Here is an 18,749-nt window from a genome sequence, read left to right as displayed (position 1 = left end):
GAATTTATCTTGACCAAATTGTGATTCCAAGCCTGCGAAAAAACCATGCGGCTTTTACGCAAGGGTAAACACTAGGCTCGCCTAGCCTCTTCATAATAGCAACATGGCCCGCACTTCCCAACTCTTACATTCCCCCAACCAGACTGCCTCGAACCTGTCAGAGCGCGCAGGCTGGATGGCTGGCAAAGAGGCGCGCTTTTTGGCACACGAAGCGCCTTTTGGTGAACTCGCCCTCACCTGCCCCGATGGCCAGATGTTGCACCACCTCGATTGGATGACTGACCAAGCTGTGCAGTTGCTCAAAAACGTGATGCGCCTCACCGCTCCCAACCCCGGCGTGATGACGGGTCCTGGCACCAACAGCTACTTGGTGGGTGACCCCGACACGGGTTACGCTGCCATCGACCCTGGACCTGCAGACACCGAACACCTTGACCGTTTGTGGCGAGCCGCTGGCGGCAATATTCGCCTCATCATTTGCACCCATTCGCATCCTGACCACTCGCCAGGCGCTGCACCGCTGCAAGCCCTATGCGAACAACACGGGCACAAGCCCCCAATTCTTGGCTTGGCTTCGCAAGCCACGGCGCGAGCGCACAGTGCGTTCATACCCGATCGCGAACTCAGCCATGGTGAAAGGCTGGTGCTGCAAGGCCACGGCCACACAAGCGAGGTCGTGCACACCTTGCGTGTGGTGCACACACCTGGCCACGCGGCCAACCACCTGTGCTTGGTGTTGGAAGAAGACGGTTTGTTGTTCAGCGGCGACCATGTGCTCAACGGCAGCACCACCGTGATCGACCCGCCCGATGGCAACATGAACGACTACTTGAACTCGCTCGACACCTTGCTGGCCGCCTGCGAACAAGACCGCGTCTCTTTCATCCTGCCCGCGCACGGCTATGTGCTGGGCAACCTCTGGGATGAGCCGCACGATGCGCGTGCATGCATCAGCCACCTCAAAGCGCACCGCCTCAAACGCGAAGCCAAGATATTGAATGTCATGCAACAACTCCCACAAGGCAGCATGGACGACTGGGTCAAACAAGCCTATGACGATGTGCCTCCTCGGTTGTGGCCTGTGGCCATGCGCTCACTGCTAGCGCATGTCGAGCGCATTCGAACCCGTTGCGATGGATGACATCTGCATCATGCAACTGCCAAATGATGGCAACGTCATCCTCACCCCGTAGCGCAAGGATTAACGTTGGTTCATGCCAACGATCAACACCAGAAATTGCCAGCCCTGCACGGCTTGCTGCGAGGGGTGGCTTGACATCAAGCACCCGATTGCCCAAGCCCACTTAGGCAAACCTTGTGTGCATTGCGAACCCAAGGGTTGCAGCATTTACAGCTACCGTCCACTGAATCCTTGTCAAAGTTTTCATTGCGCATGGCGACAAGAAGGCTCTTTGCTGCCAACACCCATGCGCCCCGATCTGTCAGGTGCCATCGTCATGACCGACCAACTGCAGTGGCAAGGTGAAGATGTCATCGTCGCAGTCGCAACAGGCGAGCGAATGCCAGCGCGAACGTTTCATTGGCTTTGCAGCTTGGCCCATCTCACATCGCGTCAATTGGCAGTGGTGGAGTTTAAAAAAGATGCACAAGGCTTTAACGGTGAATTCAACCTGCGCACGGTAGGCCCTGATGAATTCACAGAGGCCATGCAAGCCTACTTTTCAGACCAAGGTTTTGTCGGCACCCATGTGACGCATCCGCGCCGCGTCATCGACCTGGTGGCGATTTAAGCCTGCAGCTTTTCTTGTGTGGCTAAAAACACCCGCGCCACGCTGGATGAAATTTGTACCCATGCCTCATCGCTCAGTTGTGCAGGCTTGTGTTTGCTAAAGCTGAGCTTGGTGTGTTTTGAAAACCCATGCATGGCAAACACCACGCAATTGGTGCTGCCAGGCGCATTGACCACCCACAGCGCACCTTGAAACGCGGCATCAATGCGATCCACATACACATCGCGGTAAGCGTTGAAGCGGTGCAGATTGGCAACCATCACGCCACCGTTAGTCAACACGCGTCGGCAGTCTGCGTAAAACTGCGGCGAGCACAGTTGCTCAGGCATGCCGTGCGGGTCAAAGCCATCCACCAACACCACGTCAAACATTTGCTCCGTCTGCGCCATGAAGTGAGCCGCATCCATCTGCAGCACATGAAACCGCGCATCGTCTGCAGGAATAAAAAAACTTTGACGCAATGCAATGACATGTGGGTTGATCTCCACCACCGTGATGTGTGCGTCGGGCAAATGCTTGTAACAAAACTTCGCAAGTGATCCGCCACCCAAGCCCACCATCAAAATGCGTTTAGGCTGCGGCACAAACAACAACACACCCATCATCAAACGCGTGTATTCAAACTGCAGCTCGTCGGGCCGTGCCACGCTCATGCGGCTTTGGATGTCGATGTCTGAAAACACCATCGACTTGGCTAAGGTCGTTTCTTGCACGACGGGTTTTTCGAAACGCTCGTCTGACGTGGTAGGTGACAACGCGATCTTTCAAAATGAGACGTGCGCCAGACAAAGCCAAGCGAACAAGCTCAAAAAAATAAAAGTGTGAAGCTCGCCGATACGCCGGATTCTGTGCACGCGGGTTGCCCCACGCGTGACCGTCATTAATCTGGGCCGAGGGTTGCCCACTCGGCTCGGTGCTACCTACCCGCCAACAACCTGCGAACCGCAAGTTGGAGAAGTCGCGGCGAACCGCGCCGCTCCGTGTTGGCCTACTTGGTATTGCTGCGCGTAGAGATTGCCCGTTTCACCCGCACTGAAGCGGCTCGTCTCTGTTGCTCTGATCCTCACCTCACGGTGGAGAGGTGTTACCTCTTACGCTGTCCTTCGCAGTCCGGACGTTCCTCCAGTGCCTAGTTTCCCAGATTGCACCAGCGACGGCCTAGCGAACTTCACAGCAGGATTATCGACGGATAATCAAAGCCCTCGACATAACTTGCCCGATCACCACGGGCCACTCGCTTGTGATTCGACTCTCAGAACTCAAACTCCCGCTGTCTGCCCTTGCCGTAGAAGCACGTCGCGCAGCCGATGCGCCTGCTGAAACCGAGGCAGACCGACAACTCCCCCCTCACCCGATTGACGCACTGCGCGCTCTCGCCGCTGAAGTCTTGGGGCTGTCGCCTGACGCCATCACCACGCTGGCGGTGTTCAAACGCAGCTTTGATGCGCGCAAACAAAACTTGCTGGTGGTCTACATCGTGGACATCACCTTGGCAGACGCAACGCAAGAAGCGAATTTGCTGGCCAAGTTCGACAAAAACTCGCACATCCAACCCACGCCCGATATGGTGTGGCACGCGCCTGCACACGCGCCTGGGGACTGGGGCTCTTCATCGTCTACGGGCGCGGGCGAGCGCCCCGTGGTGGTGGGATTTGGGCCGTGCGGCATTTTTGCGGCTCTGGTGTTGGCGCAAATGGGGTTCAAGCCCATCGTGATTGAGCGCGGCACCTCCATGCGTCAACGCACCAAAGACACTTGGGGTTTGTGGCGCAAAAAGATTTTGAATGTGCAGAGCAATGTGCAGTTTGGCGAAGGTGGCGCAGGCACGTTCTCAGACGGCAAGCTCTACAGTCAAATCAAAGACCCACGCCACTTAGGCCGCAAGGTGATGAACGAATTTGTGCGCTTTGGCGCACCCGAAGAAATTTTGTTTGCCGCGCACCCGCACATCGGCACGTTCAAACTGGTGAAAGTGGTGGAAGGGCTGCGCGAAGAAATCATTCGCTTAGGCGGCGAAGTGCGCTTTGAGCAACGCGTGGTGGATATTGACTACGAAGACATCACCAGCACAGCGCCCCTTAGCCCATCATCCAGAGCCATCAAAGCCCTGCGGATTCACAACCACGCCACCGACGAGACCTACAACCTACCCGCCCACCATGTGGTGATGGCGCTGGGCCACAGCGCCCGCGACACCTTCACCATGCTGCATCGCCATGCGGTGGCGATGGAAGCCAAACCGTTTTCGGTGGGTGTGCGCATTGAGCATCCACAAGGCGTGATTGACCGCGCACGTTGGGGCCAACACGCGGGCCACCCGCTGCTGGGTGCGGCAGACTACAAGCTGGTGCACCACGCCGACAACGGCCGCACCGTGTACAGCTTTTGCATGTGCCCTGGCGGCACGGTGGTGGCCGCCACCAGCGAAGCAGGCCGCGTGGTGACCAACGGCATGAGCCAATACTCACGCGCCGAGCGCAATGCCAATGCAGGCATCGTGGTGGGCATTGACCCGAGTGACTACCCCACCGATCCAGCGGCGTTTGAAGCTGAGCTGGGCCAAACGCTGGGCAACGCCGTGCGCCACACCACACATGATGCGCCGGGGGGCTATCACCCGCTGGCAGGCTTGGTGCTGCAACGCCAACTCGAAGCCCACGCCTACACCTTGGGCGGCAGCAGCTACGAAGCGCCTGCGCAACGGGTGGGCGACTTTGTAGCCAACCGTGCTTCTACTGAATTGGGCAGCGTAGAGCCCTCCTACCAACCTGGCGTCAAGATGGTGAGCCTTGACAGCGCCCTGCCCTCCTACGCCATCACCGCCATGCGAGAAGCGCTGCCGATCTTTGGCCAAAAAATCAAAGGCTTTGACATGCACGACGCGGTCATGACGGGCGTAGAAACTCGCACCTCATCGCCCCTGCGCATTGAACGTGACAACGACACCTTACAAAGCCCCACCCTCTTTGGCCTGTATCCCGCAGGTGAAGGCGCGGGCTATGCAGGCGGCATTTTGTCGGCGGGGGTGGACGGCATCAAAGTTGGCGAGGCAGTCGCGCGGTGCCTGATGGGCAAACTGCTTTATCGGTAAAGCAAGCGATCCAAATCCGTCAGCTCAGCCCGCATTTCTTTGGCGAGTTGCGCTTGTTCTTTGAGCCAACGTTTCAGCTCTGCTTCGTTTTGAATGCGACGCAGATCGCGCTCTAGTGTGTCCACGTCTTGCGCTTTGTCGCGCAGTTGAATGGCCAAAGCGCGCGCCAAACTCTCAGCGCTGATGTGGTCGAGATCATTCACACCGAGGTAGTGACGGATTTCAAACTGCGCTTGCGCTTCGTCCTCTTGCAGCGCTTGCACTTGCTCTTTGAGCAGCAAGCACATGGCGTTGAGTTTGTCATCGGTGATGCGGCTCAAAGACGCGCTGTCGATTTGCGCCAATTGCAATTGCAGCTTCAACAGCTCAGACAAATTTTTGCGGTCATACGCTGCGTTGACTTCGCTCATCAACGCGGTCTTGCGCAAGCGCTCGGCTTCATCGGGCTCGCGGTCGGGGTGCAAAGCGCTGGCGAGTTGGCGATAGACGGTGCGCAGCGCGGTGTTGGCATCCATCGTTTGCTGCGCGTCTTTGAGCTGACGGAGAGCTGGTTTTTTCTTCGCCTTCTTGGCTTGGCGTTTGTCTTCTTGGCGCTGCTGTTGTTCGCGGTATTGGCGCAGGCCTGCTTCAAACACCGCCTCTGCCGTGTGCAAATCGTCCGCGCCGTGCAAGGGCTTGCCAAACAAATCTTCAAACACAGCCTTGGCGTGCTCGGCACCTGCACGGGCTTCTTCGGCCAGCGCTTGTGCGTCTTCTTCGCTATGGTGCTGGTTGAACACGGCTTGCACTTGGCCGTCATTCTTGTGTGCAAGGGCTTCGCACAGACCCAGGATGATTTGCGTGGCGCTGCGGCGGTGCGAGGCCGTGAGCTCGGCTTGATGCAAGCGACCATCTAAAAACAACAACAAGTTTTTACGCACATCGTCTTCTTGGCTCTGCAAAGCGCGCATGGCACTCAGATGGCTGCTGCGGTGCTGGGTAGACAAGGCCTCTAGCGTGGCGATGGCATCCGACAGTTGCGACACACGCGCCAACAAGGTGTTGAACCGCTTTTGTACAGGCGTTAACGCTGCAGCTGGCTGAATGGCAACGGTCGCCACTGCTTGCACAGGGGCGACCGTCCAAGGAGAGCTTGAATGGCTCAAAGAAAAAACGTCATCACAAACACTCAGCCTCTTGCATTTTGCAAAGCTGCAATGCGCTCTTCCAAAGGCGGGTGCGAGGCAAACCACTTGCCCAAACCACCGGTGATGCCCATGGCCGCCACGCTGGTGGGCAACTCGCCTGCTTGCATGCTGTTGAGTCGGGCCAGGGCATTGATCATGGGTTGCTTGCTGCCCATCAGTTGTGCTGCGCCCTCGTCGGCGCGGAACTCACGCTGGCGGCTGAACCACGCCACGATCATGCTGGCCACCAGACCAAACAAGATGTCAAGCACAAAGCTGGTGATGTAGTAGCCCATGCCAGGGCCAGTGGATTCATCATCTTTGCTGCGCAACATGCTGTCGACAAAATAGCCCACCACACGGCTCAAGAACACCACAAAGGTGTTGAGCACGCCTTGGATGAGCGTGAGGGTGACCATGTCGCCATTGGCCACGTGGGCAACTTCATGGCCCAACACCGCTTCAATTTCTTCGCGCGTCATGCCTTGCAGCAAACCGGTAGACACCGCCACCAACGCTGAGTTTTTAAATGCACCCGTGGCAAACGCATTGGGTTCGCCGTCGTAAATCGCCACTTCAGGCATGGCAATGCCCGCGCGCTCAGACAAACGCTGCACCACGCTGACCAACCATGCCTCGTCTTGGTTGGCTGGCTGATTGATGACGCGCGCGCCCGTGCTCCACTTGGCCAGAGGCTTACTCATCAAGAGCGAAATAAATGCACCGCCAAAACCCATGATGAGCGAAAAGCCCAACAGGGCCGAGAGGTCTAGACCGTTGGAAGTAAGAAAGCGGTTGACGCCCAGCAAACTGGCGACGACCCCCAGCACCACCATGACAGCGAGGTTGGTGAGGACGAACAGAAGAATGCGTTTCATGGTTTTCCTTTTCAGCGGTGATCACAGGACGCCGCAGCAGACGAATGTTAGGGGCGTTTTGTCGCTTTTCAATAGGCAATGGGCAAACCGCCACAAACCTTAAGGATTACTTGTGCTCAACGACTCGCTTGGGCCGAAACACCTGCGCGTCCTCGTAAAACACCCGCTCCACATTGGCCGCCCACCAGCCTGGCACGCCTAAGACGGGCAGCGGCTCGAAGGGTTTGGTAGCGAGTTTGGCGGGCTGCAGGTCTTGCACCAGCCAAGCGTCGAGCGCGGCTTCGTCGTGTGGATCAACATGGCTGTCCACGCGGTACACATGCGCCGTGATGGACTTGTAGGGGGTGACCAGTTTTTCAAGCAAGGCATGACCAAACAACACCAGGTGCACCTGCTGCCATTGCTCGCGCAAATCCACAAACAACCTGAGCCAATCGCGTGCTTGCAGTGCAGCCCACACCGCGTGAGGTGCGTGCATGAGCACCACGTTTTCGTCAAACAGCGTGAGCGCGTCGCGCACGGGACCACGTGTGTGGCAAATGCCTTGGGCCTCGATCTGTGCGGCTTGGAGTTGATTCAAGCGGCGTTTGGCCTGTGGAAAGCGTTGCCAACACAAGCCGTTGAAAAAGTCGTGCAAGCCGTCGCGTGTTGGGACTTGGGCGGTTTTGAAAACGAAGTCTTCGTACGCTTGGTTGTCGGGCAAGGCGGATTGGGGGACAAACCTCACGTCCTTGGCGTTGCCAAGCGCATCCGCAACGCTTTGAAGTTGCAGCGCACTGTGGGCCGTTGGCTCCCCCAGTTCGCGCCACGGCTCAAACCATGGCTGCGCCCAATCAATCTCGGCTAAGACAGTTAAACCACGCGCCAAGGCAAGGTCTCGCCAGAGCGCAGAGGCTTCAAATCGGCTTGGCCAAACGCAAAGCTCTCGGGTGGTGTCCAGCTTTCTTTGCGCAAGGTGAGCGTGCCGGTGTTGCGAGGCAAGCCATAAAAGTCTGCCCCGTAAAAGCTCGCAAAGCCTTCGAGCTTGTCGAGTGCGCCTGCGTTGTCAAACGCTTCAGCGTACATGGACATAGCCGCATGCGCGGTGTAGCAACCCGCACAACCTGTGGCGTGTTCTTTGAGCTGCGCGGGGTGAGGCGCGCTGTCGGTGCCCAAGAAGAACTTGGGCGAGCCACTGGTGGCCGCCTTCACCAAGGCTTGGCGATGCGTCTCTCGCTTGAGCACGGGCAAGCAGTAGTAATGCGGGCGAATACCGCCAGTGAAGATGGCGTTGCGGTTGAACAGCAAGTGGTGCGCAGTGATGGTGGCGGCGGTGTGCTGCGCACTCTCAGCCACGTATTGCGCGGCTTCGGCGGTGGTGATGTGCTCGAACACAATGTTGAGCTCGGGAAAGTCACGGCGCAGCGGAATCAGCTGGGTGTCGATGAACACGGCTTCGCGGTCAAACAGGTCAATGTCGCTGTTGGTCACTTCACCATGTACCAACAACAACATGCCTGCCTTTTGCATGGCTTCCAGGGTTTTGTAGGTTTTGCGCAGATCCGTCACACCCGCATCGCTGTTGGTCGTGGCGCCAGCTGGGTAGAGCTTGCAGGCAACCACACCTGCGTCTTTGGCGCGGGCGATTTCGTCGGCTGGCAAGTTGTCGGTGAGGTAGAGCGTCATCAAGGGCTCAAAGCGCACACCTTGAGGTACTGCCGCCAAAATGCGCTCTTTGTACGCCAAGGCTTGCGCCGCTGTGGTGAGGGGGGGCCTGAGGTTGGGCATGATGATGGCGCGACCAAACTCGGCGGCGGTGTGGGGCACCACGGTGTGGAGTGCAGCGCCATCGCGCACGTGCAGATGCCAGTCGTCGGGTTTGGTGATGGTGAGTTGTTGCGTCATGCTTTGATTGTCGCTTTTTTGTTTCTGGGCTCGCTGTGGGCAGCGGGTATGGGCAGGTTCCTCATGCTGGGGTACCAGAAATCGTCACCTGCCCATACCCTCTACCCACAGACTGCGGCTTACAAAAGCTGGATGATGACAGTTGGTTACCCACAGTTGCGCGGCTTGGGTGTGGCGGCTGACGATTTCTGGTACCCCAGCATGAGGAAGCCGCCATACCCAAGCCGCGCAACCCTCTCCGGCGCGAAAACAGAAATCAATGCGCCAAGATCTTGTTCAAGAACTCTTTGGTGCGCGGCTGACGGTTTTCGGGGTGGTTGAAAAACTCATCCTTAGAGCAGTCTTCCAAAATCTTGCCGCCTATGTCCATGAAGATCACACGGCTGCCCACTTTGCGGGCAAATCCCATTTCGTGGGTCACACACATCATCGTCATGCCCTCATGGGCCAAGTCCACCATCACATCCAACACCTCGCCCACCATCTCAGGGTCAAGCGCTGAGGTGGGTTCGTCAAACAACATCACGATGGGGTCCATGCTCAGTGCACGGGCAATGGCCACGCGTTGTTGCTGCCCGCCAGAGAGCTGGCCTGGGAACTTGTCTTTGTGTGCCATCAGACCCACACGCTCCAAGTACTTCAAGCCATACGCGTGGGCTTGTTCTTCGCTACGGCCCAACACTTTTTGCTGGGCCATCGTTAAGTTTTGGGTGACAGACAAATGCGGGAACAGCTCGAAGCTTTGAAACACCATGCCCACACGGCTGCGCAACTTGGGCAGGTCGGTGTCTTTGCTGTGCACGGGCATGCCTTCCACAAAAATTTCACCCTCTTGAAAAGGCTCCAAGGCATTGATGGTTTTGATGAGGGTGGACTTGCCCGAACCCGAGGGGCCGCAGACCACCACCACCTCGCCTTTTTGGATGACGGTGGAGCAGTTGTTGAGCACCTGCACAGAGCCGTACCACTTGGACACATTTTTTAATTCAATCACAGTGAACTCCAGCGCAAGTACATGCTTAGCGAATGATGGCAATGCGCGCTTGCAAGCGACGCACCAAGGCCGAGAGGCCAAAACAAATCACAAAATAAACCAAAGCAGCCAAGATGTACACCTCTTCTACGCGGCCGTAAATTTTGCCTGCCGTCACAAAGCCCTTGAGCAAGTCATAGGCGCCAATGGCATAGACAAGCGAGGTGTCTTGAAACAAAATAATGGTTTGCGTGAGCAACACGGGCAACATGTTGCGAAAAGCTTGGGGCAACACAATGAGGCGCATGTTCTGTGCATACGTCAGCCCCAAGGCTTGCCCCGCCATCACCTGGCCCCGCGAAACGGACTGAATGCCCGCCCGCATGATTTCACTGAAATACGCCGCTTCAAAAGCCACAAAAGTGATGGTGGCGGAGAGCTCAGCACCGATGGAGCGGCCAATCAAAAACGGAATCAACAAGAAGAACCACAAAATCACCATCACCAAAGGAATGGAGCGCATGCCGTTGACATAAATCACCGCGGGCAGTTCTAACAATTTGTGCCCCGACAAGCGCATCAGCGCCAAGATGGTGCCAAACACCAAGCCACCGATGGTGGCCACGAGGGTCAGCTCAATGCTGAACAGCATGCCCTTCAACACAAATTTGCTGAAGATGTCCCAGTCGACAAACGAAAAGTCGAGTGCGCTCATGCTCAGTGCCCCCCACCCACGTTGCCAGCCACCACCATGCCGGGGATTTGCAAGCGGCGCTCGGCAAATGCCATCACACGGTTGACCGCAAAGGCGGACAGGGTGTAGAGCGCCGTCACCACCAAATAGACCTCAATGCCGCGCGAGGTTTCCTCTTGCACTTGCATGGCGTACATGGTGAGTTCGGCAATCGACACGGCAAACGCCACCGACGAGTTTTTGAGCAAGTTCATCGACTCGCTGGTCAGCGGCGGCCAAATGGTGCGAAACGCAATGGGCAGCAGCACGTAGCGATACGTCTGCCAAGTGGTAAAGCCCATGGCCATGGCCGCATAACGCTGGCCCCGGGGCATGGCTTGAATACCCGCACGCAGCATTTCGGCAATCCGTGAGGAAGTGAAAAAGCCCAAGCCCAACACCACCAACACAAACCCCGGCACTTGTTGCATGGCCGGAAAGACCTTGGGCAACACAAAGTACCAAAGAAAAATTTGAACCAGCAACGGGATGTTGCGAAACAACTCCACCCACGCTGTGGCCAATCGGGCCAAGCCAACATTCAAACGCGTGTCTGGCGGCAAGGTGCGCAAAACCCCCATCAGGCAGCCCGACACAACAGCCACCACCCAGGCACTGCCCGCTACAGAGAGCGTCCAGCCCCAGGCTTCAAACATCCACTCGAGGTAGGTTCTTCCACCGCCATCGTCTTCAAGAAAAACCTGCCACTCGAGTGCCATGTCCGTGCGCTTTTGAAATTACTTCTTGGCGTAGGCTTCAACCGGCCTGTCGTTCAAGTTTGCCCAAGCGCCCTTGGTGGCATCGCTGGCCACCAGGCCCAACTTGATGTTTTTAGGAGGAATGGCTTGCACAAACCACTTGTCGTACAACTTGGCGAGTTCACCTGACTTGGCCAAAGCCGCAATGGTGTCGTCAGCCAGCTTCTTGAAAGCAGGGTCGTCCTTGCGGAACATGATGGCGATGGGCTCGACGTTCAACACCTCGCCCACAATTTTGAAATCGCCTGGCGCCTTGGAGTTGGCAATGTTGCCCGCCAAGATTTGGCCGTCCATCACAAACGCATCAGCGCGGCCAGACTCAAGCAACAAAAAGCTGTCTGCGTGGTCTTTGCCAAACACTTCCTTGAAGTCAACGCCCGTGGCGCGTTCGTTCTTGCGCAACAGTTGCACCGACGTGGTGCCCGTGGTGGTAGCCACGTTCTTGCCGTTGAGCTGCGCGATGTTGGTGATGCCCGAGTTGGCACGCACCGCAATACGCACTTCTTCCACATAGGTGGTGAACGCAAAAGCGACTTGCTTTTGGCGTGCTTCGTTGTTGGTGGTGGAGCCGCACTCAATGTCCACGGTGCCGTTTTCTGTCAAAGGAATGCGGTTTTGTGAAGTGACCGAGGTGTATTTGACTTCCAGCTTTTTGCCAGCCGCTTTTTCCAAGTTGTCAATGATGCGTTGGCAAATCTCAACGTGGTAGCCCACATACTTGCCGTCCCCCAAGGTGTAGGACAAAGCGCCTGAAGAATCGCGCACACCCATGGTGACGCTGCCAGAAGCTCTGACTTTGGCGATGGTGTCGTTGGCTTGCGCAAAGGCGGTGCCCGCCAACAGGGTGGCAACAGCCAAGGTGATGAACTGCTTTTTCATGAGTTGCTCCAATGAAGTTGTGATGGAAAACAAAATTTGCATTCTAGAGAATGTTTCTATCGGGAAATCACTTAGCCCTTTTGCCCAGCAGCAAGGCAATGTTCATCTCAGCCGACAAGGTGCTGGCATAAAACTTATCAATCATCTCCACCGAGGTTCTGGCGTTTCTAGCCAACGTCAGCAAATCAATGCTGCCGCCATAAATCAACCTGAAGGTGATGCTGGTGTGCCGCAAGCTATACAAGCTGCGGTCTGCGCCATGCGGCCCCACTTTGATGCCCAGGTCCTTCAAAATCCAATTGAAGGCCCAACCCGTGATGTCCAACACCAAACGGCGGTTGCGCTCTTCGGGGAAAAACACATAGTCATCGGGCGCCCCATAGCCACGCGCTGTTTGGTAAGCCAGCAATTTTTCATACACAAACACCGCGGGTGACAGACTGACGGTGGCTGCGCTATGGCGTTTGACTTCAGGCAAATTCAACCTGAGGTAATGGTAGGCACCTCGAATCACTTCAATGTGCTTGTTCTTAATCTGCCGAATATCGCCAGGCCGCACAAAGGTATAGACCATGAAGCGAATGAGCCAGTTCATCTCTTGAGGCATTTGGTGGTATTCACGCCTGATCCAGGCTTTGTTGCGCGGGCCCCAGTCGGTGAATGTGACTGCGCGCAACTGCTTGGATTTGCGCAAAATGGCTTTGTATTCTGTGAGGGTGAAGGCACCTCGGGGATGCGGCTGCGACTTCAAGGGCGGAAACGTCGGCACGACAGGGATGATTTTTTTGCGGCAAAGCAGCGTGAGCAACTTGCGCGTTTGCGCGACATAGCCTTGGATGGTTGAAGCAGACAATTTTTTGTGTGTCAAAAAACGAATGAATTCAGCGAACACATCGGCATTGATTTTGTTTAAGGCGTGCGTTTTAAAGAAATCAAAAATCAAACCTTCCAAGCGGATCTTGGTCATCACATAAGAGGCCTGCTTGATTTCGTCACGGCTGACCTTGTCCAGCTCAGCCGTCAGCACCTCCTGTATGGCGTCATGCAGCAGCCGATGGTTGCAAGCCTCTGACATCAACTTGACTTGCGCTTGAGACACATAAGCACCCGACGCGACCAAGTCATTGAAAATTTCGACAGCCAAACCCTTGGCCTCTTCCAAATCAGTCGTCTTCAAACTCTGAATGGTGTAGCGGCCTAAGTTGTACAAACGCATCTGCCAATATTTGCTGCCAGAAATTCGATAAATTTTGAGCTTATCGGGCAGGCCCTCTACCGATGTCATGCTTGCCTTGATAGGCGCATTACGGACACGGGGGAGATGAAAGGAAGGGTCGTTTGATGATTGATCAGTGAAAGGAAGTCTGCGAATTGCCAATATCCATGCCCCATGACTAAGTTGGATGAAGTTATGAGGACCAATACTATTTAATTAGTTCAGAACACCTTTTGGAACACACCGAAATTCCAGACACCTTGTGTGCATAGTGCATAAGTGTATAGGGTTATTCCATGACGTCCTTGACAAAATAATATTCATTTATATCAACCACTTAGCGGATTCATGCGGCTTTAAAGTCAGAAAACCCTCGTTGCTATCGCAGCATTGACTGCCGTGTCAGCTTTCGCACAATCTTCTGTGACTCTGGATGGCTATTTTGACCGTGGCTACACAACGGTAAAAAACTCTGACCCAGCAATTGGCAAGACCAAAGGTCTGGCTTCTTCAGCTGGCACTACAACAGTTGGTATCAAAGGCGTTGAAGACCTCGGTGGCGGCTTGAAAGTTGGTTTCTCTGTGAACACCGACTGGTCTGACCTAGGTGGTATGACCCAAGACGGCTCTGCAGTTACTGCAGCACAAGCCGGTACTTTTGCTAACAGCCAAAGCTTCATTGAAGTGATCAATGCAAAAATCGGTACATTGCGCATGGGCTCGATTAACAATGAAATCTTGACTGCTACAACTGGTGTTGCATCTCCTGCTTTCTCAACTGGCATTGGTTCTGCTTACAGCTCTTCATGGTCTGTGCATAACGGCTACGGCACAGGTAAATCTGGCAACGGTGGCTTGGTGTTCGAAGATGGTTTGGGTGCAACCAAAGCTGGTTCACGTGGTATCCGCCAAGCCAACACCATCAAGTACATCTCGCCAAAAGTCATGGATGTAACGGTTGCTTACGGCTTTGCACCTAAGAACTCTACTGGTACTGGCGACACAGCTGGTGTAACTGAAATGTCTATCCGCTACCAAGCAGGTCCAGTGGACGTGATGTACGCTTCTATCAAGTACGAAGTTGGTACCTTCGCCACTGCTCCTGCTCAAGGTTCTTTGGTTGTTGGCTCTAACAACACCCACACCATGCTTGGTGCTTCTTACGCAGTGTTGCCAACTTTGAAGTTGCATGCTGGTTCTGGCAAGTCCAAAGCCTCTGACACTGCAATCGCTAACTCTTCCAGCACACAGTTTGGCGTTACATACACCATGGGTGCATTCGACATCATGGCTCAGACTGCCAAAGTTGATGACAAGAACACCACAGCTTACGACCGTAAGATGACTGGCTTGGGCGTGAACTACAACTTGAGCAAGACAACTCGCGCTTATGTGCGTTACGACAACCTGAAGTTGAACGACGGCGCAGCAACTGCTGTTAATGGCGACAGCATCAAGCGTACTGCTATCGGTGTCAGCCGTTCTTTCTAATCCCCCCGCTGGCTTAGCCAGTTAAGGATTTAAAAGTCTAAAACCCCGCTGTGGAAACGCAGCGGGGTTTTTTGTGGGCGTTTTAAATCAGCAGGTCATCGTCCAGTTGCTGGACGTTCAGCACTTCGTTCTCATTAAATAACGGTCGCCATAGGCCTTTAGCAATGGCTTCATCCATGCGTTGTTGAGGAATACGTTTCCATGAAATTGGTTCTGCTGGCGCTTGAACTGAAGGAAACACACCCACTGCTGCATTCACCGCAAGATTATTTGCTCTCGCCAACATTCGCGACACAGCCACTTTCATTCCGTTCACACGCATTGCCGCTTTCTTCGCATCGTCAGTGGCTGCGGGCATGCAGGATTTGACAAGGCGCAACTCCTTGCCTATTTGATACAGACTTTTGCTTCCTTGAGTTTCGCCAATCGCATAAGTCTTACTGGAGTCGTGATGCTCAAAGTGCAGCTGCCAAACTTGATAGGCCACTTCAATCACATCCTGCCTGATACCAATCAATTTTGCTAACTTGCGCTCAGCATGACTGATGCGCTCTACCAGTCGCTCTGGATGCTGACGCAGGTGTTTGCGAACTTGGCTAATGATAGTTTTTTCAGTGAGATGCAGCGGAATTTCCAGTAGCAGATGCTCTTTGCTGCCACGAGTTAACTCCAGCTTGTGTTTATCTAGCGCTCGTACTTCAGCCATTGCCATTTGCTCATAAAACAGCCCAATGCCACGCTTGTTCCACCACTGGTCAAACGTCATGGAATACACATCGCCAAAGTCTCTATGCATAGAGCGTAAACGGGGGTCATCCACCAAGCCTTTGCGTTGGCACGCCCACCAGTAATCCTTGCTGATACGCAAATAAGACCACCACCAAAAGTGCGGTCCACGTTTCGCATCTTTAAGCAAGTCATCGCGGTTTTTGTAGCGAAACCGCCGCATGCCTTTGAAGCGCAGCTCTTCATCTTGTTGATTCATATGGATATTTTTAGTGTTATCACATAAATGTGCTTAAAGGCATGATAACTGATAACGATGAGACTATTCGTTATCGACAAAGCAAACACAAAGCAAAGTGCCTGAAAGCTAGGTTGATAGCTCACTTAAAGGAGAACCCCATGAGCAAGAAAGTAAAAACCCTGACCGCAGAAAACTTGGTATTCGCTGACTCCATCGTCCAGCAACTGGACGTTCTGTCTGCTCGTCGCGAGCAATGGGAAGCAACGGACTACAAAAAGGCAAATGAAGGTTTGTATGCCTTGTTGGCTGATTGTTTGGAGGTGTTTAATGTCCGCTTTGTTAAGGGCAGCGAGGATGATAAAAAAGCACTACGTCGCCAGTTGATTGAGCGTTTGACAGCGGCCAAGGTTCGTGTGGTGAAGACCTCTACAACGCTGACCATGCTGACACGCTATGTGTTCAACGCTGATCGTAAGCGTGCCCAAGGCTACGGCTATGTGTTAGCTGCTGCTGTATCGCACGAAATCAATGCGAAAGGCTTCGCAGCTTGGGTAGTGAAGCAAGGAGGTATTGAGGAGATCAAGCGCAAGATGGTCAAGAAAGCAGAGGCAGTAGCGAAGCAAGAAGCTGTAAAGGCAGCGACTGCAGTGGTCAAAGGTGATTTGGAGAACAAGGCTTTGCAGCCTTTGGCTCATGTCTCGCTTGAAGGGTTGACAGGCACTTATGCAGTGCTTTTGGTCAAGCCATGTGTCAATGGAGGTGCTGATGTCGTGGGGTCACTCAGCAACATCAATGAAGCATTGGTAAATGCATTGGTGGTGCGTATGGCGAAAGCACAGGTAGCGACAGCCATGGCAGATAAAGAGATGGGCGATCAGACTCAGCGCGAAAGCAACGATTTGCTCGCGGCTGCAAACGATGAGCAAACGAGCAAAGTGGTCAACGGCTAAAGAGTTAGACAGGGGACAGACTCCTGTCTGTCATCTAAATAGAAAGGAAAGCAGATGAAAACCGCAATTAAATACGCCCCAACCGCCCTCCGCGAGGTCATTTATCCCAGCGCAGCAGTAGAACGACGCATTAACGCCTACGCTGCTGCCCAGATGGAGGGCCATGTAATGCTGCACGGCCCCAACGGAACAGGTAAGACAACTATGGCCCACTTGCTGGTCAACGTAATTGGTGGCGCTGATGCTCTAGTGGAAAGCGAAGACTTTGATGAGCTGCTAGCAAAGCCAAAGCTGCATGATCATTTTCGCAATGCTTGTGCATTGGCACGGATGACAACCAGTAGCAAGTATTTTTTGGTATTCAACGAGTTTGACAATGCAAAGCGCAACGTTAACAAATTCTGGGCTGCCTTGGATGCGTGTGAGGATGAAGTGATGGCGATCATCACCACAAACCATCCCATGAATATTGATCGTGCTTTGCGCTCTCGCTTTGACATGATTGAATTTGGGGGCATAAGTGCCATGGCAGCTCTGCCTCGCATCCAGTATGTGCTTAAAGCAGAGGGGCTGAACTTGCCAGATGCTCAGGTTCTTTATTACTTAAAGCAAGAAGAACACTTTATGGATTTACGAAAATACTTCAAGAAAGCAGACGAGTTGTTATTTCTTTTTAACAATGGGCAAACATTTCCTAAATGGAAAGCCACAGCACCTTCGCTAACAATCGTCTGATCATCGTCTCGTTGCTGGACGATTAGCCCTGTAGTTGCTGCAGGGCTTTTTTATGCCTAAATCAACTCCACAGCGTTGCGCTTCATCTCGTCATTCACGTCAATGTAGCGTTGGGTCACGGCGATTGAGCGATGTCCTGCGAGACTGGCTAGCACACGAACGCCTATGCCCTTGGCTGCCAAGTTGGTGATGAAGCTGCGACGCATGGAGTGGCTACTTGCACCCGCAATACCAGCCTTCTTGAACAAGTAGTGAAAATGCTGTGCCATCACATTGGCACTAAAGCGTTTGCGACCTGCTGTGACGAAAAGTGGGTGTTCTGGCTTGGCATCTGTTCGCAGCGCCATGTATGCAGCGAGTTCGTCCCGCAGCTTCTGCGGCAGGAACACTGTGCGTGGTTGGCGACCCTTGGTTTGCTCAGCTGTCAATCGCACTTCTGCTTTGACAGAGCGATCTGGGTTCATCACATCACTAATGGTCAAACTGCTGATTTCTCCAACTCGCATGCCTGACCATAGTCCTGTCAGCAGCATCACGCGATTGCGTTGGGAGTAACTTTGAGCTGCGATGTAATTCAATACCTGCTCAAGTTCAGTGGAGGTGAGTGTTTTTGCTTGGCTCATGATTTGTGTTGTTTGCATTTAATGATTTCGTTCCTTTAAGTGTGTTTTCTTTTGTGTTTTTGGGCGACCTTTGCCCTGAGAAGATGGCAGGGTAAAAATCTTCAATGATTTCAATGACTTCCGTCATCACCAAATAAAAGCGCACTTTTATTTGGTGCAGGTATTTATGCCTTTACCCGTGCAATCTGTGGGACAAAGACGACATTTGCCCTGCAATTGCTTAAAACAACGCTGCAGCGTCTTTTGTTCGTTCCAGCTACCAGAGCTGCAGGTAGGGATAAATCGTTGCTTGTAGGGTTGATTTGAGAGGTTGCAAGTGCGGACGCAATATCCCCAATGTCACATTGATAAAGCGAGCGCAGCTCGCTTGTGCTGTCGCTCTCGCTCAGCATCTGCTCATCACCTGCTTTTAAGTTTTCGGTTTGGAAAGTCTTAAAGTTGAAACAAGTATTGAATTGAGGGCATTCGATAGATTCAACCCACACTGAGCCTTAAGCAATAAGGCTCAGAAATGGACACGGACTTTCGATGAGTTCGTTACCACAGCACTTGAGTTCAACCTTTTAACAGGTAGGGGCGGTTTCGCTATCTCCCTTTATGAACTGCAATGAAACGCAACGCACGAAACAGCCCAAGTGCCAACCGTTTCAGCGT

Annotated in this window: 17 protein-coding genes, 1 other RNA gene and 1 pseudogene; 6 read left to right on the top strand and 13 right to left on the bottom strand. The window is 54.0% G+C overall.

What is annotated here, in order from left to right; translation table 11 throughout:
- Window positions 1-163 precede the first annotated feature (163 nt).
- Both V7Q41_RS08660 and V7Q41_RS08655 read left to right on the top strand, forming a co-directional pair.
- Window positions 164-1,141: pseudogene (locus tag V7Q41_RS08660) on the top strand (MBL fold metallo-hydrolase); the annotation flags it as partial.
- Between the two features lie 73 nt (window positions 1,142-1,214).
- Window positions 1,215-1,751 (top strand): hypothetical protein, encoded by a 537-nt coding sequence (locus tag V7Q41_RS08655; RefSeq protein ID WP_333845411.1) that lies wholly within the window; start codon window positions 1,215-1,217, stop codon window positions 1,749-1,751.
- On the opposite strand, the gene V7Q41_RS08650 is transcribed toward V7Q41_RS08655, so the two are convergent.
- Window positions 1,748-2,506, bottom strand: coding sequence for a fused MFS/spermidine synthase (locus tag V7Q41_RS08650; RefSeq protein ID WP_333845410.1), 759 nt, complete (start codon window positions 2,504-2,506; stop codon window positions 1,748-1,750). The genes V7Q41_RS08655 and V7Q41_RS08650 overlap by 4 nt on opposite strands.
- A gap of 64 nt (window positions 2,507-2,570) precedes the next feature.
- Window positions 2,571-2,921, bottom strand: an RNA gene (gene rnpB / locus V7Q41_RS08645) — RNase P RNA component class A.
- Window positions 2,922-2,991: 70 nt separating this feature from the next.
- Between rnpB and V7Q41_RS08640 the strand changes: the two genes are divergently transcribed.
- Window positions 2,992-4,842, top strand: coding sequence for an NAD(P)/FAD-dependent oxidoreductase (locus tag V7Q41_RS08640; RefSeq protein ID WP_333845409.1), 1,851 nt, complete (start codon window positions 2,992-2,994; stop codon window positions 4,840-4,842).
- On the opposite strand, the gene V7Q41_RS08635 is transcribed toward V7Q41_RS08640, so the two are convergent.
- The 9 genes from V7Q41_RS08635 to V7Q41_RS08595 form a co-directional block, all read right to left on the bottom strand.
- Complete coding sequence (locus tag V7Q41_RS08635) at window positions 4,833-5,987, bottom strand: hypothetical protein (RefSeq protein WP_333845408.1); 1,155 nt, start codon at window positions 5,985-5,987, stop codon at window positions 4,833-4,835. The two genes, V7Q41_RS08640 and V7Q41_RS08635, sit on opposite strands and share 10 nt — an antisense overlap.
- A gap of 23 nt (window positions 5,988-6,010) precedes the next feature.
- On the bottom strand, window positions 6,011-6,886 hold the full coding sequence (htpX, locus tag V7Q41_RS08630) for a protease HtpX (RefSeq protein WP_333845407.1): 876 nt from the start codon (window positions 6,884-6,886) through the stop codon (window positions 6,011-6,013).
- A gap of 106 nt (window positions 6,887-6,992) precedes the next feature.
- A complete protein-coding gene (locus V7Q41_RS08625; RefSeq protein ID WP_333845406.1) occupies window positions 6,993-7,754 on the bottom strand; it encodes a DUF3025 domain-containing protein in 762 nt (253 codons plus the stop codon).
- Entirely contained in the window at window positions 7,739-8,770 is a 1,032-nt protein-coding gene (pyrC, locus tag V7Q41_RS08620) for a dihydroorotase (protein ID WP_333845405.1), read from the bottom strand. The genes V7Q41_RS08625 and pyrC overlap by 16 nt, the downstream gene beginning before the upstream one ends.
- Window positions 8,771-9,026: 256 nt before the next feature.
- Complete coding sequence (locus tag V7Q41_RS08615) at window positions 9,027-9,764, bottom strand: amino acid ABC transporter ATP-binding protein (protein ID WP_333845404.1); 738 nt, start codon at window positions 9,762-9,764, stop codon at window positions 9,027-9,029.
- Window positions 9,765-9,789: 25 nt separating this feature from the next.
- Window positions 9,790-10,458 (bottom strand): amino acid ABC transporter permease, encoded by a 669-nt coding sequence (locus tag V7Q41_RS08610; protein WP_333845403.1) that lies wholly within the window; start codon window positions 10,456-10,458, stop codon window positions 9,790-9,792.
- 2 nt (window positions 10,459-10,460) lie between these two features.
- Window positions 10,461-11,195 (bottom strand): amino acid ABC transporter permease, encoded by a 735-nt coding sequence (locus V7Q41_RS08605; RefSeq protein ID WP_333845402.1) that lies wholly within the window; start codon window positions 11,193-11,195, stop codon window positions 10,461-10,463.
- Between the two features lie 18 nt (window positions 11,196-11,213).
- Window positions 11,214-12,113: an amino acid ABC transporter substrate-binding protein gene (locus V7Q41_RS08600; protein ID WP_333845401.1), complete on the bottom strand. Its 900-nt coding sequence runs from the start codon at window positions 12,111-12,113 to the stop codon at window positions 11,214-11,216.
- 67 nt (window positions 12,114-12,180) lie between these two features.
- Entirely contained in the window at window positions 12,181-13,398 is a 1,218-nt protein-coding gene (locus V7Q41_RS08595) for a tyrosine-type recombinase/integrase (RefSeq protein WP_333845400.1), read from the bottom strand.
- A 321-nt stretch (window positions 13,399-13,719) separates the two neighbouring features.
- Between V7Q41_RS08595 and V7Q41_RS08590 the strand changes: the two genes are divergently transcribed.
- Complete coding sequence (locus tag V7Q41_RS08590; protein WP_333845399.1) at window positions 13,720-14,820, top strand: porin; 1,101 nt, start codon at window positions 13,720-13,722, stop codon at window positions 14,818-14,820.
- Between the two features lie 82 nt (window positions 14,821-14,902).
- On the opposite strand, the gene V7Q41_RS08585 is transcribed toward V7Q41_RS08590, so the two are convergent.
- Entirely contained in the window at window positions 14,903-15,805 is a 903-nt protein-coding gene (locus tag V7Q41_RS08585) for a hypothetical protein (protein ID WP_333845398.1), read from the bottom strand.
- Between the two features lie 140 nt (window positions 15,806-15,945).
- Here V7Q41_RS08585 and V7Q41_RS08580 point away from each other — a divergent pair, with 140 nt between their 5' ends.
- Together V7Q41_RS08580 and V7Q41_RS08575 are read left to right on the top strand one after the other, a co-directional pair.
- Window positions 15,946-16,737 carry a hypothetical protein gene (locus tag V7Q41_RS08580; RefSeq protein WP_333845397.1) on the top strand — a complete coding sequence of 264 codons (792 nt, stop codon included), beginning with the start codon at window positions 15,946-15,948 and terminating at the stop codon, window positions 16,735-16,737.
- 54 nt (window positions 16,738-16,791) lie between these two features.
- Window positions 16,792-17,472 carry an AAA family ATPase gene (locus V7Q41_RS08575; protein ID WP_333845396.1) on the top strand — a complete coding sequence of 227 codons (681 nt, stop codon included), beginning with the start codon at window positions 16,792-16,794 and terminating at the stop codon, window positions 17,470-17,472.
- Window positions 17,473-17,528: 56 nt separating this feature from the next.
- Here the strand turns inward: V7Q41_RS08575 and V7Q41_RS08570 are convergent, their stop codons facing one another.
- A complete protein-coding gene (locus V7Q41_RS08570) occupies window positions 17,529-18,095 on the bottom strand; it encodes a tyrosine-type recombinase/integrase (RefSeq protein ID WP_333845449.1) in 567 nt (188 codons plus the stop codon).
- Window positions 18,096-18,749: the final 654 nt, after the last annotated feature.

Source organism: Limnohabitans sp. (assembly GCF_036804465.1).
GTDB lineage: Bacteria > Pseudomonadota > Gammaproteobacteria > Burkholderiales > Burkholderiaceae_C > Limnohabitans.
This window is presented reverse-complemented; position numbering and strand designations above follow the sequence as displayed.

Coding starts and splice junctions, on each gene's coding strand:
- V7Q41_RS08605 (WP_333845402.1), bottom strand. CDS start 11,195: ATGGCACTCGAGTGGCAGGTTTTTCTTGAAGACGATGGCGGTGGAAGA.
- V7Q41_RS08610 (WP_333845403.1), bottom strand. CDS start 10,458: ATGAGCGCACTCGACTTTTCGTTTGTCGACTGGGACATCTTCAGCAAA.
- pyrC (WP_333845405.1), bottom strand. CDS start 8,770: ATGACGCAACAACTCACCATCACCAAACCCGACGACTGGCATCTGCAC.
- V7Q41_RS08655 (WP_333845411.1), top strand. CDS start 1,215: ATGCCAACGATCAACACCAGAAATTGCCAGCCCTGCACGGCTTGCTGC.
- V7Q41_RS08600 (WP_333845401.1), bottom strand. CDS start 12,113: ATGAAAAAGCAGTTCATCACCTTGGCTGTTGCCACCCTGTTGGCGGGC.
- V7Q41_RS08595 (WP_333845400.1), bottom strand. CDS start 13,398: ATGACATCGGTAGAGGGCCTGCCCGATAAGCTCAAAATTTATCGAATT.
- V7Q41_RS08570 (WP_333845449.1), bottom strand. CDS start 18,095: ATGAGCCAAGCAAAAACACTCACCTCCACTGAACTTGAGCAGGTATTG.
- V7Q41_RS08580 (WP_333845397.1), top strand. CDS start 15,946: ATGAGCAAGAAAGTAAAAACCCTGACCGCAGAAAACTTGGTATTCGCT.
- V7Q41_RS08575 (WP_333845396.1), top strand. CDS start 16,792: ATGAAAACCGCAATTAAATACGCCCCAACCGCCCTCCGCGAGGTCATT.
- V7Q41_RS08585 (WP_333845398.1), bottom strand. CDS start 15,805: ATGAATCAACAAGATGAAGAGCTGCGCTTCAAAGGCATGCGGCGGTTT.
- htpX (WP_333845407.1), bottom strand. CDS start 6,886: ATGAAACGCATTCTTCTGTTCGTCCTCACCAACCTCGCTGTCATGGTG.